Here is a 15,406-nt window from a genome sequence, read left to right as displayed (position 1 = left end):
GCAGAAATTTAATTCCCTTATTGATCAAGGACATAAGTCACTTGCTCTGATGTTATCCACAAGCCTGTGCACAAAAACCGGGGATAACTTTATGAGTTATTCACAGTCGCCTCAACCAGCACTACTGATAACACGCTACCAATTAACCGCTGGCGTCTTTCCTTTTTCCGCACGATGCAATGCAAATGCGCTCACCATGAAATCAACCAAGGCTCGCGTCTTCGCCGATAAATTATTCTTGGTAGGGAAGACGATATACACATCGGCCGGTGGCAACTCCCACTCTTCCAGCAACACGCGCAAACGACCTGAGCGCAAGAACGGCGCGACGTCCCATTCCGAGCGCAAGATGATGCCGTGTCCATCGAGCGCCCATGCAATGGCGCACTCGCCATCGTTGGCACTCAGCGGTCCACGCACCTTGACCGTCTCTTGCCGCGCGCCAGAACGGAAATGCCAGCTACCGTAGATCTCGTCGCTTTCGCGCAGCAAGATGCAGCTATGCCTTTGCAAATCTCTTGGTGCCGTCGGTATGCCGTGCTGTTTCAGATAAGCGGGTGACGCACATACCAGCCGACGGTTATCGGCTATCTTGCGCGCCGTGAGCCGCGCATCGGGAATTTCACCAAAGCGGATGACTGCATCGAAACCCTGCTCCACCAGATTGATGGGCCTGTCAGTCAGATGCAATTGCACTTCGACTTCTGGATATTCACGCGCGAACAAGGATAGCTGCGGCGTGATGTGACGCCGCCCAAAACCGAAAGTAGCGCTGATCTTCAGCAAACCTTTAGGAATGATGTTGCCACCCGATATCTTTTGCTCCAGCGCTTCCATATCGCTGATGATGCGCACACCTTCTGCCAGATAGGTTTCCCCTTCCGGCGTCAAGCTGATACGTCGCGTGGTGCGATTCAAGAGGCGCACACGCAGGCGCGCCTCCAGTGCTGCCAGACGCTTGCTGACTGAAGGCGGCGTAACGCCCAGCTCCTGGGCAGCAGCCACCAGACTCCCTCTTTTCATGATCAGGGAGAAAAAAGCCAGATCGGAGATAGCTTCCATTATTTCCTTATACGACTGAATGAATTGTATGGATGGAAATTATATGGCAGTAGATTACGAATATGATGAGCCTTCATAAAAAATCGGAGACAAACATGAAACGACGATCATCCATACTTGCGGCTGCACTCCTTCCGTTCTGCCTGTGCGCCGTATCGTCGGCCATCGCAGACAGCTACCCTTCGCGTCCTGTGCGTCTGATTGTGCCCTACGCACCAGCCGGCAGCGCTGATATCGTTGCGCGCCGTATTGCCGACGAATGGGGCAAAGCACTGGGTGGCAGCTTCTACATAGAAAACCGTGCAGGTGCCGGTGGCAACCTCGGCGTGGATGTGGTCGCCAAGGCAGAGCCAGACGGCTACACCATCGGATTGCAAACGGTATCGCTGGCGATCAATCCTTCGATTTTTCCCAAGATGCCGTACGACACGCTGAAGGACTTGGCGCCTATCAGCATGGTCGCAACCTCGCAGCACGTATTGGTCGTCAATACCAAATTCCCGGCGCACACGACCAAGGAACTATTAGCCAAGGCAAAAGCGAATCCAGGCAAATACAACTACGGCTCAGCCGGTGCCGGTAGCACTTTCCACATGTCGGCTGAACTGTTCAAAGCGGTGGCCGATGTCGACATCATGCACGTACCGTACAAAGGCGGTGGCCCGGCTTTGATCGACACCATTGCTGGTCAAGTCGATATGAGCTTCCCGGTATTGTCCGCAGCTGCACCGCATGTGAATGCAGGTAAATTGATTGCGATCGGCGTGACCGGACCTAATCGTTCTCCGTTGATGCCTAACGTTCCGACCATTGCTGAATCCGGCCTGCCGAATTACAGCTTTGAAACCTGGTTCATCGTCTTTGCACCGGCAGCAACACCCAAGCCTTTGATCGATAAATTAAATGCATCGCTGGTCAAGGCTTTGAATACACCGGCATTGAAAGATCGCATGATCAAGGAAGGTTTTGACCCTGCACCATCGACACCAGCGCAAGCACAGGCCAAGCTAACAAAAGAGTTGAGCAGTTGGGCCAAGTTGGTCAAAGACAAAGGTATCACTGCTGAATAAGCAGGTTTGCGATATGTGAGCGCAATATCGCAGCACAATAAAAAAGCCCGGGAAACCGGGCTTTTTTATTACAAACTTGAATGCTTAAGCGTAACTACGCAGGCGCAATGAGAAATCACGCAGCGCAGTAATGCCAGACGCTTCTGCACGTGCACACCAGTCTTGCAACTGATGCAGCAACTGATCACGACTAGCGTGTGAACGCTCCCAGATCGCACCAAGTTCAACACGCATTTCATGCATGGTTTTCAGTGCTTTGCTGTGTGCAAACAATTCCGTCAATTGCTCTTTATGCGGCGCTTCCAGCTTGGCTGGTTCGCGATGCAAGAGTTTTTTGACTGAACGCAGGAAGCCTGATTCCAGTTGCGCTTTTTCTTTCAGATGTTCGATTTCATCGTGCCAGGTCTTTTTCAGTGACTTCGCATATTTCGCCGTCACATCATAACGATTCGCGATCACTGATTGCAGTGTGTCGAAATCGAGATGCAATTTGCCATGGTCGAATTTTGGCTCAGGCGCAACCTTCTTCACCTTGGCCAGACCGACTGTTTCCAGTATGCGGATATACATCCAGCCGATATCGAACTCATACCACTTCGACGACAGCTTGGCCGATGTGCCAAACGTGTGGTGATTATTGTGCAGCTCTTCGCCACCGATCAGGATACCGATAGGGAAGATATTGGTTGCTGCATCGCTGCATTCGTAATTGCGGTAACCCCAGTAGTGACCAATGCCGTTGATGATGCCGGCAGCAGTAATAGGAATCCAGGCCATTTGCAATGCCCATACCGAGATACCGATCACACCGAACAGTGCAACGTTGATGAACAGCATCAGCACGATACCGAGCGCGCTGTGGCGCGTGTAAACATTGCGCTCCATCCAGTCGTCCGGTGTACCGTAACCGTACTTTTCCATGGTTTCCATGTTTTTCGATTCGGTACGATACAACTCTGCACCTTCGAAAAACACTTTTTTGATGCCGCGGGTTACCGGGCTATGCGGATCTTCTTCGGTTTCGCATTTAGCGTGATGTTTGCGGTGTATCGCAACCCATTCCTTGGTGACCATACCAGTGGTCATCCACAACCAGAAACGGAAAAAATGACTAGGGATAGGATGTAAATCCAAGCCGCGATGTGTCGCGGAACGATGCAAATAGATCGTGACGGCCGCAATCGTGATGTGTGTCACGGCGAGCGCGTAAAAGAATACTTCCCAACCGCTAGCGCGGGTCAGGCCGTTCGATAAAAAATCAAGTACTGCGTCAATCATTGTGGCTCCATTATGAATGCCATAGATATATGGTGTCCCCTACATGGTGTCGCTTTGAAATAAAACGAGGATATCTGGCAAATTTCCGAAACGGATTGTACCCTTTTTAGGGACGTATATCCGATTTTGCAGGATTTTCAGGTGTATTTAAACGCTCTTTTATCGGGCGATATTGCTCGTCAATCAACCTTATCTCGCGCTGCGGGAACGGAACATTGATCTCATTCGCCTGAAATGATCGCCAGATTGCACGATTGACATTAGAAAGAACACCACCACGCCCATCCAGTTGATTTACCCAAAAACCCAGTTGCAAATCAATACCATCTGCCCCGAATGCCACCATCGTCGCGCTCGGTACACGATCAGGCCCTTGTCGAACCCCTGCAACACTAAGTGCGGCCTCTTCCAGCAAACGCAATGCCAAATCGATATCGGTCCGATAATCCACCGAGATACGCGTTGTCATTTGCACCATGGTATCGCTCAGCGACAAATTCTGTACGGCATTGGAGACAAACAGGTCATTCGGCAATATGGTGTCACTGCCATCGCCACCGCGCAGCACGGTATAACGGGTATTAATCTCGGCCACACGTCCGGTGAATTTATCCATCGTGACCGTATCGCCTATCGTCATGCTGCGTTCCAGCAGGATGATGAAGCCGGACACATAGCTGCTGGCAATCTTTTGCAGACCCAAGCCCAGACCGACGCCCAAGGCACCACCAAACACCGACAGCACGGTCAGGTCGATACCAACCATGGACAAGCTGACCAGCAAGGCAATCAGAACCAGCACGGCACGACTCATGCGCGACAGCACAGCACGCATGGATGAATGCATGCCGTCGAGGCGCATCAAGCGCTCTTCGATCAAGGCAGAGGCCCACAGGGCGATAAGGAGGGTGACCCCGACAGAGACGACAGCTTGCAGCATCGTCATCATGGAGACTTTATGCTTGCCCAGCGGGACAAAGGTGTCGTCGAGGAATTCGATCAGATCCGGCAGCACACCGGTGATATGCAGCGCCACCACGATCCAGACCAGGGTCGCGAAACTTCTTTCAAACAATAAAACGAAAGCGCTGACCTTGCCACCGCGCGCAAAGACGCGACGCATGACATAGAAGGCGATGCGTATCAGTGCAAACGATGCCACCAACGGCATCACCACACGCAAGACATCGACCCCATTCACCCCATCCCAACGCTCAAGGATGGCTTTGGCGATCGCCAACAACAACCACGTTAACAAGGGCCACAACACCCGCGCGAAACTTTCTACTCCCAAACGCCGTAAAGCATTTTTTTGCGGCTCTTTTGAGGCAATCACACCACGCACCATGCGTGCGATACCCCAACCCGCTACGAAGCACAGCACCAGAGCGAACAGTTGCCAACGCAAACCCGGGATACCCAGATCCGTCCACAAATCAGCCCAAAGAGTAGAGAGCAGGTTTTCTTTCATTTATTTTTTACGTTCGAGTACCGCCGCGAAAAATCCATCGGTGTGATGCAAGGCAGGCGACAGCTTCAGATACGCATCCATTTTCAGATCGATCTTTTGCTCAGCCAGCACTTCGCTCATCGGAATCAACACGAAGTCATCGCGTGAAGCCAGGAACTGCGCAACGATGCCTTCATTTTCTTCATCCAGAATACTGCATGTGGCATAAACCAGACGACCGCCAGCTTTCACCAAACGTGCTGCACCAGCCAGAATCGATGCCTGCTTTTCGTTCAACTCTACCAGCGATTGTGGCGTCTGACGCCACTTCACATCAGGATTGCGACGCAAGGTACCCAAACCGCTGCAAGGTGCATCGACCAGTACACGATCAATCTTGCCGGCCAGACGTTTTACCTTGGCATCGTTTTCATGCGCGATCTGCACTGGATGCACATTCGACAAACCGCTACGAGCCAGACGTGGCTTCAGTTTAGCCAGACGCTTTTCAGAAATATCAAACGCGTACAAACGACCTGTGTTACGCATCGCAGCACCCAGTGACAAAGTCTTGCCGCCTGCACCCGCGCAGAAATCGACCACCATCTCGCCGCGCTTTGCGCCAACGATTTGCGACAGCAACTGACTGCCTTCGTCCTGCACTTCGATCGAACCGTTCTTGAACAGCGGCAGATTTTGCAGCGCAGGTTTCTTGATGATACGTATGCCCAAAGGTGCGAACGGTGTTGGCTCACACAGTATCGGCGCTTCAGCCAATTCCTTGATCACATCTTCACGCGTGGCCTTGATCGCATTCACACGCAAGTCCAGCGGCGCAGGTTGGTTCACCGCATGCGCCAATTCAAGCGCGGCAGCTTCACCATCACGTGCCACCAGTTTTTCAAACAGCCACTCCGGCATATTTGAACGCAACAGCGATGGCAACAAGGTGCGATCGATTTGCATCACATGGTTCAGCCATTCGGTTTCTTCTTCGGTCAAGCCGGCCAGCGCATCAACGCCGACTGCATCAGCCAAACCGAGCAAAGTCATACGACGCATCGTCGGGCCATTACCGGATTCGGCAAAGCTGGTGTACACCGCTTTATTACGCAACAAACCGTATACAGCCTCAGCCACTACGCCACGTTCACGCGAACCCAGTTTTGGATGATCGCGAAAATAGCGCGACAAGGTACCGTCAGCCGGGCCGGTAAAGCGCAAAATCTCGCGCAATACTTCTTCGGTGTTATTAATGATCGCTGGAGGCAATCTCATGCACATTCCTTCATAAAATATTCTTGTCTGCTACGACTTGTTGATGAGCGAGCCGGCGGCCCGCCTTGGTCTTGATTAATCTTACTTAATTAATCTTGTTTTATACGTACGACGCCATCGACCAAGGATAAACGTCCCTCGACAAAACAGCGTATCGCGTGTGGATAAATGATGTGCTCTTGTTCGAGCACGCGTGCGGCCAATGTTTCTTCCGTATCGTCCTCTAGCACCGGCACTGCCGCCTGCGCCACGATAGGACCATGATCCAATTCAGCCGTCACAAAATGCACGGTTGCACCATGCAGCTTTACACCCGCAGCCAAAGCCTGTCTGTGCGTTGCCAAACCGACAAAGCTAGGCAGCAAGGATGGATGGATATTCAGCATGCGACCGGCGTAATGCGTAACGAGTGGCGTCGTTAACACCCGCATAAATCCGGCTAAAACCACTAAATCCGGCGCAAAAGAGTCAATCTTGCTTTGTAAGGCAATATCGAAATCTTCCCGTGTCGGGTAGTCCTTATGCGAAATCGCAACACAGGGAATACCATGTTCGGCGGCATAAGCCAAACCTGTTGCATCCGCTTTGTTGCTAATAACGGCCGCGATCTGTGCTGGCCACTTCTCATTTTGCGCAGCGCGGATGACGGCCCGCATATTACTACCGCGCCCGGAAATCAAAATGACGATTCTTCTCATGGCGCGCATTGTACCGTACCGCGGCCTAATCAGACTTATTCGAACAGGTAAGGACAGCAACCATGAGCACAAAGCCGGGATGCCAACAGGGAGCGTGATGCAGATACAGCTTGAGCAGATTTGCCTGAAAAACGGGCGATTGAGTCAGCCGCCATGCGCATAGCGGCTGCGTAGGATCAACTTACTGGAAAGAGTAAAACACCCGGAAGGCGATCTTTTTGTCTGCCCAGAAATCGGCAGCATCGCGGAACACGTCCAGCAAGGTTTCGCGCGCTTCTTTATCGAATTTGGGTGTATTCGGCAATTGTTCCAATACCACCAGGAATCCAGGCTGAGGCCCTGCTTTATGCGCCAAACTGGTCAGGCAATCCGACAAAGCATCGAAATTCTTGCCAAAATGCTTGGGAAACTGGAATGCCTCGGCAATTGCGGCCAGCACTTGTTGTTTCGTCGTCGCATGCGCGCAATGTGCGTACAGGAAATGCTGCCCAAGCTGCGCGGCCTCGGCCTGCAAATCGGCGACACGGAAGGCCCGGATCGACTGCACTACATTGAGCGGCACGGTTTTAAACAAACTCATTTATCCCTCATCTCCAGCAATTTATTATCAAGGAAACACACCCCGCTCACTCAATGACTCTTTTGAAGCTTCTATAGTGATCGGCGGTGTAATAATATTCGCGCGGCTTGGCTTGCTCGCCTCCTGTAATAATTCGCTTGGCACCCCGGTTACGGGCGCGCGGCGTTTTTACAGTGTATTCGCGATAATACCCACGCTTTTGCTGCGGCAAAACCTTCTCATAATTCCCAAATACGGAGCCATCTTTCTCGTAAGGGAAAGGCCCGCCCTGGCGAATCAACGCGATAGTCTGCTGCGCTTCACGCGGCAATTCGGCGACCGAAATGACCTGAAGTCCGCCGGAATCGAATGCAAAAGCGTTATAAGAAAGTAAGAATGTAGCGAAAACCAGGAAAAAACGTGTGAGAAATTTAACTTTCACCGAAATTCCTTCTAGTAATAATTGGCGCATCCTATCGATCTGACGAACGCAATACCTGAGAGTAACGTGTTGTGTTGTCCGAATCAACACGTAATTCACACGCCCGTCACACGCCGCAGGCGCGCGCTTTAGACCGTCGCATTTTCTGCAATACCTGTCCCCTGCGTTGAGAAAAAGGCAAGAATCTCGGTTTTATGCGCCAACGCGTCTTTGCGCCCCAGCTCGATTAATTCGCAGGTGTAGCTTTTTTCAAACAGCAAATACGATGCCAAAGCGGCACCACGCACTTCAGCCGCACCGATTCCCGAGAGCAACATCCGTACCGGACGCGGCAAGCTGCCGATGTGTCGGCTTGCGATAGTGTCCAGACGCTCGGATGGTGCAATCGTCAGCATCTCTATCGGTCGCAACGGCGTTTTGGTTTTTTGCTCATCGGTGAGAACCGACAAGGTTTGATTGATACGATTCAAGCGTTCGATATCACCGGCAATACTGTCGAGGAAAATACTGGAAAGCGCGTGACCAAGAATTTGCGCCAGACTCGGATATTGCGCATTGGTCGATTGATCTATCGCCGGTTCCAGCAAGCGTCCGGCACCAATCACGAGAACTTTGTCTGCGCCCAGATGTATCGCTGGTGAAATCGGTGCCAACTGGCGCATGGAGCCATCACCAAAAAATTCACGCCGCCCTTCGCAAAAAATAGGTGTCGCCGGAAAAATCAATGGGATCGAAGCCGATGCCAGCAAATGTTCGACACCAATCTGGCCACGTATCGCGACGCGTTGTGTCCGTATCCAAGGTTCGATGTCGGCTTCGCTTTGATAAAAGGTCATGTGCTTGCCGGCGGTATACGAAGACGCCGTTACCGCCAAAGCGTGCAATTTCCCATCCATCAGAGCCGCATCCAGACGCGGCAGATTCAACATCCGATTGAGCAGACTGACCAGTGGCGTGTTATCGAGTAGAGAGTTAGGCGGATTCGCGCGCCACTTACGCAGCAACCAGCCAAAGGACAGCAGCGACAACCACTTTGCACCGGAACGCAACACGCCCAGAGAATCGGCGCGATAAACCTGCTCGGCGGTGAAGTGCTCCCAGACATCCACGACTTTTTTCAAGCCGGCACAAAAATCGTCTGCATGACATGCCAGTGCTGTCGCATTGATCGCGCCAGCGGAAGTGCCGCAAATAATATCGTAGGGATTACGTTCAGGCGCCCAACCGGCTTCGCACAGAATGCTAGAAACGGTTTCCAATACGCCGACTTGATACGCAGCGCGTGCGCCGCCACCTGTCAGCACCAGACCTATTTTCTTTTGATCTCGTATAGCAACCAATTAACTGAGCCTTTCACATGTCGGACAAGCGAAGCACACCGTTGTTGTATCAATCTCCCTTGGCGATACCTTCGCGCCGTGGATCAGCGCCGCCAAACCAGACTTCTTCACCGTGTATATTCAAACGCATGATGCCTTGCAAACCGGAAGTTTGCTCCAGCACTTGCACTTCATGACCTTTCGCCACTAAAGCATTGACCAAGGCATTCGATACGCGGCCTTGCTCCAGTTCGGTTGGGCCGTTGCGACTACCGACGTTCGGCAAGTTGATCGCCTGCTGCACATTGAGTCCCCAATCCATCGTGCCGATGAGAACCTTGCCCACATAATTGATGATGGAAGCGCCGCCCGGTGAGCCTATCGACAACACCAGCTTTTGCGTTCTTTTTTCAAAGACGAACGTTGGCGACATCGAGCTGCGCGGCCGTTTACCAGGCTGCACGCGATTCGCAACCAAGCCATTGGCATCCGTCGCATTGAAGGAAAAATCGGTCAGCTCATTGTTCAGCAAAAATCCATCCACCATCTGACGCGAGCCGAAGCCGTTTTCAATTGTGGTCGTCATCGAGACTGCATGACCATTGCCATCGACAATCGAGATATGCGAAGTGGACGGCAATTCAAGCGAAGTATTGTTACCCAATGCCAGACGCGCACCAAAAGGTCGACCGGGTTGCGCTTTCTTCATCGATTCTTCGCGTATCAAGGCGGCGCGCTGCATCAGATATTTTTTATCCAGCAAAGGTCGTGCGCTGCCACCGGGAAATGACACGAACTCAGGATCGCCTATGTAACGGTCGCGATCTGCATAAGCCAGTCGTCCCGCTTCCGAAAAGAGATGTACTGCCTCGGCATTCCACACGCCGTCTACCGGTGCAAGTGCGCGCATGTCTTTCGTTTCCAATATCCCGAGTATTTGTGCAATCGCAATACCACCGGACGAAGGTGGCGGCATGCCACACACGATCCAAGACTTGTAATCGCTACAAATCGGTTCACGCACCTTGGCTCTGTAAGAAGCCATGTCACGTACGCTCAATCCACCTGGATTAGTCGGATGTTTATTTACCTTGTCAGCGATGTCCTGTGCAATCTTCCCTCGGTAGAAAGCATTGGCACCTTCGTTCGCAATAGTCGTCAGAGTCGCAGCCAGTGCCGGATTTTTCAACAGATAACCGACTGGTCTTGGCTTGCCATCTTGATCGTAGAAATAGGCAGCGGCGACAGGATCGTTTTTCAGATAGGTTTCAGACTGCAGCAAAATCGCCAAGCGCGGACTGACGGCAAAACCATCTGTCGCTAATTGAATCGCGGGAGCAAACAATGTAGCCCACGGTAACTTGCCGTATTGCTGATGCGCCAGTTCCAGCATGCGCAACACGCCTGGCACGCCAACTGAGCGACCGCCGACTACCGCTTCATGGAAAGGCATCGCCTTATCGTTGGCAGTTTGAAATAATCTCCCCGTTGCAGTGTCCGGCGCAGTTTCACGACCATCGAAGGCTTTCACGCGCGACCCATCGTAATGCAACAAGAAGGCACCGCCGCCAATACCCGACGATTGCGGTTCTACCAAACCCAGCACCATTTGCGTTGCAATCGCAGCATCAACCGCCGAGCCGCCAGCTTTCAAAATTTGATAACCGGCATCCGCTGCAAGCGGATTGGCTGCGGCCACCATGTATTTCTTTGCGACCCAGCCGGGTTTTTCCGTGTAGCCACTGCTGCCCTCTGGCTCAATCGGAATATAGTTTTTGTGTACAGGTGCGCTGCTGCAAGCTGCAAGCAAGGCGGACAATACGACGGCAATAACAGGCGTTTTAATCATGCAAGGTCCCGGAGAAGCAAAGATGGAAGCACAAGGTTTGCCCTAGTGTAAACCGCTTGCGACCTACTGTCAGTTTGTTGAAGCCGCGATATTGCATTTTGATGAGCCACTTCGACGGAATCAACAACTAATCCCGCGCAAGAAAAAAGCAGCCGAAGCTGCCTTTTTCCTCTCCGTCAACACATGTCTAAGGTTTAACCAATGCCGGCGGCGCTGGTGCGCTTTCAACTGGAACAACTATCGTTGTCACCGGCGATACTATCGTGACCGCAGTCACACTGCTTTGCGTCATTTGGTAACCCGATGCAGGCAATAGCGGCACCATCAGCAATGCAACAATGTTGATGATCTTGATCAGAGGATTCACCGCTGGACCAGCCGTATCTTTATACGGATCACCAACAGTATCGCCAGTGACCGCTGCCTTGTGCGCTTCGGAGCCTTTACCACCGTGATGACCATCTTCGATATATTTCTTCGCGTTATCCCATGCACCGCCACCGGTGGTCATCGATATTGCCACGAAGATACCAGTCACAATCGCCCCCATCAGCAAACCACCCAAGGCCGCAGGTCCTAGTATCATGCCGACCAAAATCGGGATCACTACCGGCAACAAGGAAGGAATAATCATTTCCTTAATTGCTGCTGTCGTCAGCATATCCACTGCCTTGTCGTACTCCGGTTTACCTGTACCGTCCATGATGCCTTTGATGTCGCGGAACTGGCGACGCACTTCCATCACTACCGCACCGGCCGCACGTCCCACCGCTTCCATCGCCATCGCACCGAACAGATACGGGATCAAACCACCAATGAAGAGCCCGACGATGACCAAAGGATTCGACAAATCGAAGGAGGTGCTCTTGCCGACAGAATCCAGTGCATGCGTGTAATCGGCAAACAAAACGAGCGCTGCCAAACCAGCAGAACCAATCGCATAACCCTTGGTCACCGCCTTGGTTGTATTACCCACAGCATCGAGCGGATCAGTAATCGCACGCACCGATTCCGGCATGCCTGACATCTCTGCAATACCGCCCGCGTTATCGGTAATCGGACCATAGGCATCCAGCGCCACGATAATGCCGGCCATCGACAACATCGCTGTTGCCGCAATTGCGATGCCGTACAAACCACCTAGCCAGTACGATGCAAGAATCGCCGCACACACTGAGACTACCGGCCATGCAGTCGAACGCATGGATACACCCAGACCGGCAATGATGTTGGTACCGTGACCAGTAGTCGAGGCTTGCGCCACATGCTGCACTGGTTTGAAATCAGTCCCGGTGTAGTACTCAGTGATGTAGACCATCAAACCGGTCAACACGATACCGACCACTGCCGAACCCATCATCGCCAGTTGCAACTCCGGCGGAATCACCAACCAGGTCACGACCGCAAAACCGATCAGTGACAAACCAGCGGCCCACCATAAGCCCGTGTACAAAGCCGACATGATTTTTTTACCCGGCTTGGCCTTCACCATCGAACAACCAACGATGGAAGCGAGTATGGATACGCCGCCCAACAACAGAGGATAGATCGCCGCCTGCAACTCCATGCCGCGCATCACCAAAGTACCCAGCAACATGGTTGCAATCAAGGTCACCACATAGGTTTCAAACAAGTCAGCTGCCATACCGGCGCAATCGCCTACGTTGTCACCTACGTTATCGGCAATCACCGCAGGATTACGCGGATCATCTTCAGGAATACCAGCTTCGACCTTGCCGACCAAATCAGCACCAACGTCCGCACCTTTGGTGAAAATACCCCCACCCAGTCGCGCGAAAATCGAAATCAGCGAGGCGCCAAATGCCAGACCTATCATCGGCGTGATCACATCATGCAAGGTGACGGTGTAACCAACGCCATGCAGTGCAGAAGTAACCAGAATCAAAAAGAAAATCGCGACACCAAGCAAGCCCAGTCCAACTACCAGCATGCCGGTAATCGCACCGCCCTTGAACGCCACATCCAATGCTTCGTTCATGCCCTTGGTCGCCGCTTGCGCAGTACGCACATTGGCGCGCACCGATACATTCATACCGATGAAACCGCATGCGCCGGACAATACTGCGCCGATCAGGAAGCCCATCGCCGTAGTCAGACCAAGGCCAGGCACAAGTGCGATGATGATAAAGAGCACAACGCCGACGATGGCAATCGTGCGGTACTGGCGCGCCAGATAGGCCGCAGCACCTTGTTGAATCGCGGCAGCAATTTCCTGCATGCGTTCATTGCCAGCGTCTTGTTTGAGTATCCAACTGCGAGAGATCAGACCATAGACGACGGCAATGATGCCGCACGCAATGGCGAACCATAGACTTGATGCCATATCGACTCCTCCTGTTTTTTCACGACTAAGTTAACCACTACGACAATGCAACAGACATAAAGAATGTCCCGTGCTAACTGCGTACTGCAAAACTTTCTGTCGCCCTTTTTATTATTGGATTAGGGCCTGTTAAGCATTAATTTGCGAGTGCGAACGCGCGACAGGCGTTGACTGCCTAGGCGCAGCGACGCGACGTAGCGGCACTACGGCAAGGAGCTGCAACAACGGCAGGCGACGCCTGTAGCCGTTCCCGAAGGGTTCTAGGCAGAAAGCGCGCTGACTGCGTTGCATGGCTTGCAGGTGGGTCACCACCTGCCACGCCACGCGCCTTGCCACCACGTTTTCTGCCTAGAACGCATCTCCCAAATTAATGCTTAACAGGCCCTAGGGCTGGCTGAGTCTCTTGATGCTATCGATATTAATGCTATAGCGATACAACAGTTTGAACAAGCATGAAAAAAGCGGACATATAGTCCGCTTTTCTTTTTAGCCTTCCAACGCTGCAAATGCCGCGTCGCGTATCTGATCGACTGGGCCGACGCCCGCGATCTTGCGATATTTAGGCGCGCCCGGTTTGCCGGATTCTGCCCATTTATTGTAGTAACCAACCAACACTTCGGTTTGATCGTGATAGACCGACAAACGCTTCTTGACGGTTTCTTCCTTGTCGTCGTCACGCTGGATCAACTCTTCACCAGTCAGGTCATCCTTGCCTGCCACTTTAGGCGGATTGAATTTGACGTGGTAAGTACGACCTGATGCCGGGTGTACGCGACGACCGCTCATGCGTTCAACGATGGCCTCATCCGGCACATCGATTTCCAAAACGTAATCAATGGCGACGCCAGCGTCTTTCATTGCATCAGCTTGTGGAATCGTGCGTGGGAAACCGTCGAACAAATAACCCTTGGCGCAATCCGCTTCTTTCAAACGATCTTTAACCAGACCGATGATGATGTCATCCGATACCAGACCACCTTCGTCCATGATTTTTTTGGCGGCGATACCGAGTGGCGTGCCAGCCTTGACCGCTGCGCGCAACATGTCGCCGGTCGAAATTTGCGGGATATTGAATTTATCTTTGATGAAACCAGCTTGCGTGCCCTTACCGGCACCAGGCGCTCCTAAAAGGATGAGGCGCATGAAATTTTTCCTAAAACGAGTTTTGAATTCTATTACCGAAAGGCGCTAAAGCGGCGCCGAGGATAGTCGTGATTTATAGATTTAGCCTATGAACTTTGCACGAAACTTACCACAAAATCATATCAAATCAATGTTTTTGGCTTTATTGCAATGCATTATTGGCCAAAAAACCGCCTGACGCGCTCCAAGTCTTCCGGCGTATCCACGCCAGTTACCGGCGCATGTGGCGTCACGTGTACGGCAATCGGAACACCGTGCCATAACACGCGTAATTGCTCCAGCGCTTCCAATTGTTCAAGCGGAGAAATGCTCAGCTGAGGGTATTCCTGCAAGAAGCCATTGCGATATGCGTACAAGCCTATATGGCGCAAAGGCGCATACGCTGCCGGCATCGCATCCTTGCTCAAGGCAAAACCATCGCGATGCCAAGGAATCGTTGCACGCGAGAAGTACAAGGCTCGACCTGCTTTATCCAACACAACCTTCACCACGTTCGGATTGAAGGCTTCTTCAATATCACTGATTGCATGCGCCGCCGTTGCCATCGGCACATCACGCGTAATCAAGGTGGCAGTTGCAGCGATCAAGGATGGATCGATCAAAGGCTCATCGCCCTGCACATTCACCACCACTGCATCATCCGGCAAACCGATCAAGGCCGCCACTTCCGCAATGCGGTCAGTGCCGGACGGATGATCGGCACGCGTCATTTGCACCGCTACCTTATGCTGCACACAAGCGGAAAAAATATCAGCGTGATCAGTTGCAACGATCACTTGCGCCGCGCCAGATTGCATCGCACGTTCAGCCACACGCACGATCATCGGCTTGCCGCCCAGATCAGCCAGCGGTTTATTCGGCAATCGAGTAGAAGCAAGACGTGCGGGAATGATTACAGTAAAAGACATCGAGAA

At 52.3% G+C, this 15,406-nt stretch carries 13 protein-coding genes; 1 reads left to right on the top strand and 12 read right to left on the bottom strand.

Going from position 1 to position 15,406, the window contains the following annotated elements:
• Nucleotides 1-135: 135 nt before the first annotated feature.
• Nucleotides 136-1,062: a LysR family transcriptional regulator gene (locus BQ6873_RS16600; RefSeq protein WP_076593651.1), complete on the bottom strand. Its 927-nt coding sequence runs from the start codon at nt 1,060-1,062 to the stop codon at nt 136-138.
• A gap of 95 nt (nt 1,063-1,157) precedes the next feature.
• Between BQ6873_RS16600 and BQ6873_RS16595 the strand changes: the two genes are divergently transcribed.
• The gene (locus BQ6873_RS16595) at nt 1,158-2,132 is read left to right on the top strand and encodes a tripartite tricarboxylate transporter substrate binding protein (RefSeq protein ID WP_076593650.1); all 975 of its coding nucleotides are present in this window, start codon (nt 1,158-1,160) and stop codon (nt 2,130-2,132) included.
• Nucleotides 2,133-2,216: 84 nt separating this feature from the next.
• Here BQ6873_RS16595 and BQ6873_RS16590 read toward each other — a convergent pair whose 3' ends face one another.
• From BQ6873_RS16590 to kdsB, 11 genes are all read right to left on the bottom strand, one after another.
• On the bottom strand, nt 2,217-3,410 hold the full coding sequence (locus tag BQ6873_RS16590) for a DesA family fatty acid desaturase (protein WP_076593649.1): 1,194 nt from the start codon (nt 3,408-3,410) through the stop codon (nt 2,217-2,219).
• Between the two features lie 106 nt (nt 3,411-3,516).
• Complete coding sequence (locus tag BQ6873_RS16585; protein ID WP_076593648.1) at nt 3,517-4,881, bottom strand: mechanosensitive ion channel family protein; 1,365 nt, start codon at nt 4,879-4,881, stop codon at nt 3,517-3,519.
• On the bottom strand, nt 4,882-6,138 hold the full coding sequence (locus BQ6873_RS16580) for an RsmB/NOP family class I SAM-dependent RNA methyltransferase (protein ID WP_076593647.1): 1,257 nt from the start codon (nt 6,136-6,138) through the stop codon (nt 4,882-4,884).
• Between the two features lie 89 nt (nt 6,139-6,227).
• On the bottom strand, nt 6,228-6,836 hold the full coding sequence (gene purN / locus BQ6873_RS16575; RefSeq protein WP_076594190.1) for a phosphoribosylglycinamide formyltransferase: 609 nt from the start codon (nt 6,834-6,836) through the stop codon (nt 6,228-6,230).
• Nucleotides 6,837-7,017: 181 nt separating this feature from the next.
• Nucleotides 7,018-7,416, bottom strand: a complete 399-nt coding sequence (locus tag BQ6873_RS16570) for a barstar family protein (protein ID WP_076593646.1) — start codon at nt 7,414-7,416, stop codon at nt 7,018-7,020.
• 46 nt (nt 7,417-7,462) lie between these two features.
• Nucleotides 7,463-7,837 carry a ribonuclease domain-containing protein gene (locus BQ6873_RS16565; protein WP_076594189.1) on the bottom strand — a complete coding sequence of 125 codons (375 nt, stop codon included), beginning with the start codon at nt 7,835-7,837 and terminating at the stop codon, nt 7,463-7,465.
• Nucleotides 7,838-7,965: 128 nt separating this feature from the next.
• Entirely contained in the window at nt 7,966-9,168 is a 1,203-nt protein-coding gene (locus BQ6873_RS16560; protein WP_076594188.1) for a patatin-like phospholipase family protein, read from the bottom strand.
• A gap of 58 nt (nt 9,169-9,226) precedes the next feature.
• Nucleotides 9,227-11,005, bottom strand: coding sequence for a gamma-glutamyltransferase (ggt, locus tag BQ6873_RS16555; protein WP_076593645.1), 1,779 nt, complete (start codon nt 11,003-11,005; stop codon nt 9,227-9,229).
• A 187-nt stretch (nt 11,006-11,192) separates the two neighbouring features.
• Nucleotides 11,193-13,349 carry a sodium-translocating pyrophosphatase gene (locus BQ6873_RS16550; protein ID WP_076593644.1) on the bottom strand — a complete coding sequence of 719 codons (2,157 nt, stop codon included), beginning with the start codon at nt 13,347-13,349 and terminating at the stop codon, nt 11,193-11,195.
• A 486-nt stretch (nt 13,350-13,835) separates the two neighbouring features.
• Nucleotides 13,836-14,492 (bottom strand): adenylate kinase, encoded by a 657-nt coding sequence (adk, locus tag BQ6873_RS16545; RefSeq protein WP_076593643.1) that lies wholly within the window; start codon nt 14,490-14,492, stop codon nt 13,836-13,838.
• A 155-nt stretch (nt 14,493-14,647) separates the two neighbouring features.
• The gene (kdsB, locus tag BQ6873_RS16540) at nt 14,648-15,400 is read right to left on the bottom strand and encodes a 3-deoxy-manno-octulosonate cytidylyltransferase (protein ID WP_076593642.1); all 753 of its coding nucleotides are present in this window, start codon (nt 15,398-15,400) and stop codon (nt 14,648-14,650) included.
• Between the last annotated feature and the right edge of the window lie 6 nt (nt 15,401-15,406).

Source organism: Herminiimonas arsenitoxidans, from assembly GCF_900130075.1.
GTDB lineage: Bacteria > Pseudomonadota > Gammaproteobacteria > Burkholderiales > Burkholderiaceae_D > Oxalicibacterium > Oxalicibacterium arsenitoxidans.
Note: the sequence above shows the minus strand (reverse complement) of the source record. Positions and strands in the feature narration are given on the sequence as shown.

Bases quoted from the DNA above. Each gene is read 5' to 3' on its own strand.
- BQ6873_RS16600 (WP_076593651.1), bottom strand. From the start codon at position 1,062: ATGGAAGCTATCTCCGATCTGGCTTTTTTCTCCCTGATCATGAAAAGA.
- BQ6873_RS16595 (WP_076593650.1), top strand. From the start codon at position 1,158: ATGAAACGACGATCATCCATACTTGCGGCTGCACTCCTTCCGTTCTGC.
- BQ6873_RS16590 (WP_076593649.1), bottom strand. From the start codon at position 3,410: ATGATTGACGCAGTACTTGATTTTTTATCGAACGGCCTGACCCGCGCT.
- BQ6873_RS16585 (WP_076593648.1), bottom strand. From the start codon at position 4,881: ATGAAAGAAAACCTGCTCTCTACTCTTTGGGCTGATTTGTGGACGGAT.
- BQ6873_RS16580 (WP_076593647.1), bottom strand. From the start codon at position 6,138: ATGAGATTGCCTCCAGCGATCATTAATAACACCGAAGAAGTATTGCGC.
- purN (WP_076594190.1), bottom strand. From the start codon at position 6,836: ATGAGAAGAATCGTCATTTTGATTTCCGGGCGCGGTAGTAATATGCGG.
- BQ6873_RS16570 (WP_076593646.1), bottom strand. From the start codon at position 7,416: ATGAGTTTGTTTAAAACCGTGCCGCTCAATGTAGTGCAGTCGATCCGG.
- ggt (WP_076593645.1), bottom strand. From the start codon at position 11,005: ATGATTAAAACGCCTGTTATTGCCGTCGTATTGTCCGCCTTGCTTGCA.
- BQ6873_RS16550 (WP_076593644.1), bottom strand. From the start codon at position 13,349: ATGGCATCAAGTCTATGGTTCGCCATTGCGTGCGGCATCATTGCCGTC.
- adk (WP_076593643.1), bottom strand. From the start codon at position 14,492: ATGCGCCTCATCCTTTTAGGAGCGCCTGGTGCCGGTAAGGGCACGCAA.
- kdsB (WP_076593642.1), bottom strand. From the start codon at position 15,400: ATGTCTTTTACTGTAATCATTCCCGCACGTCTTGCTTCTACTCGATTG.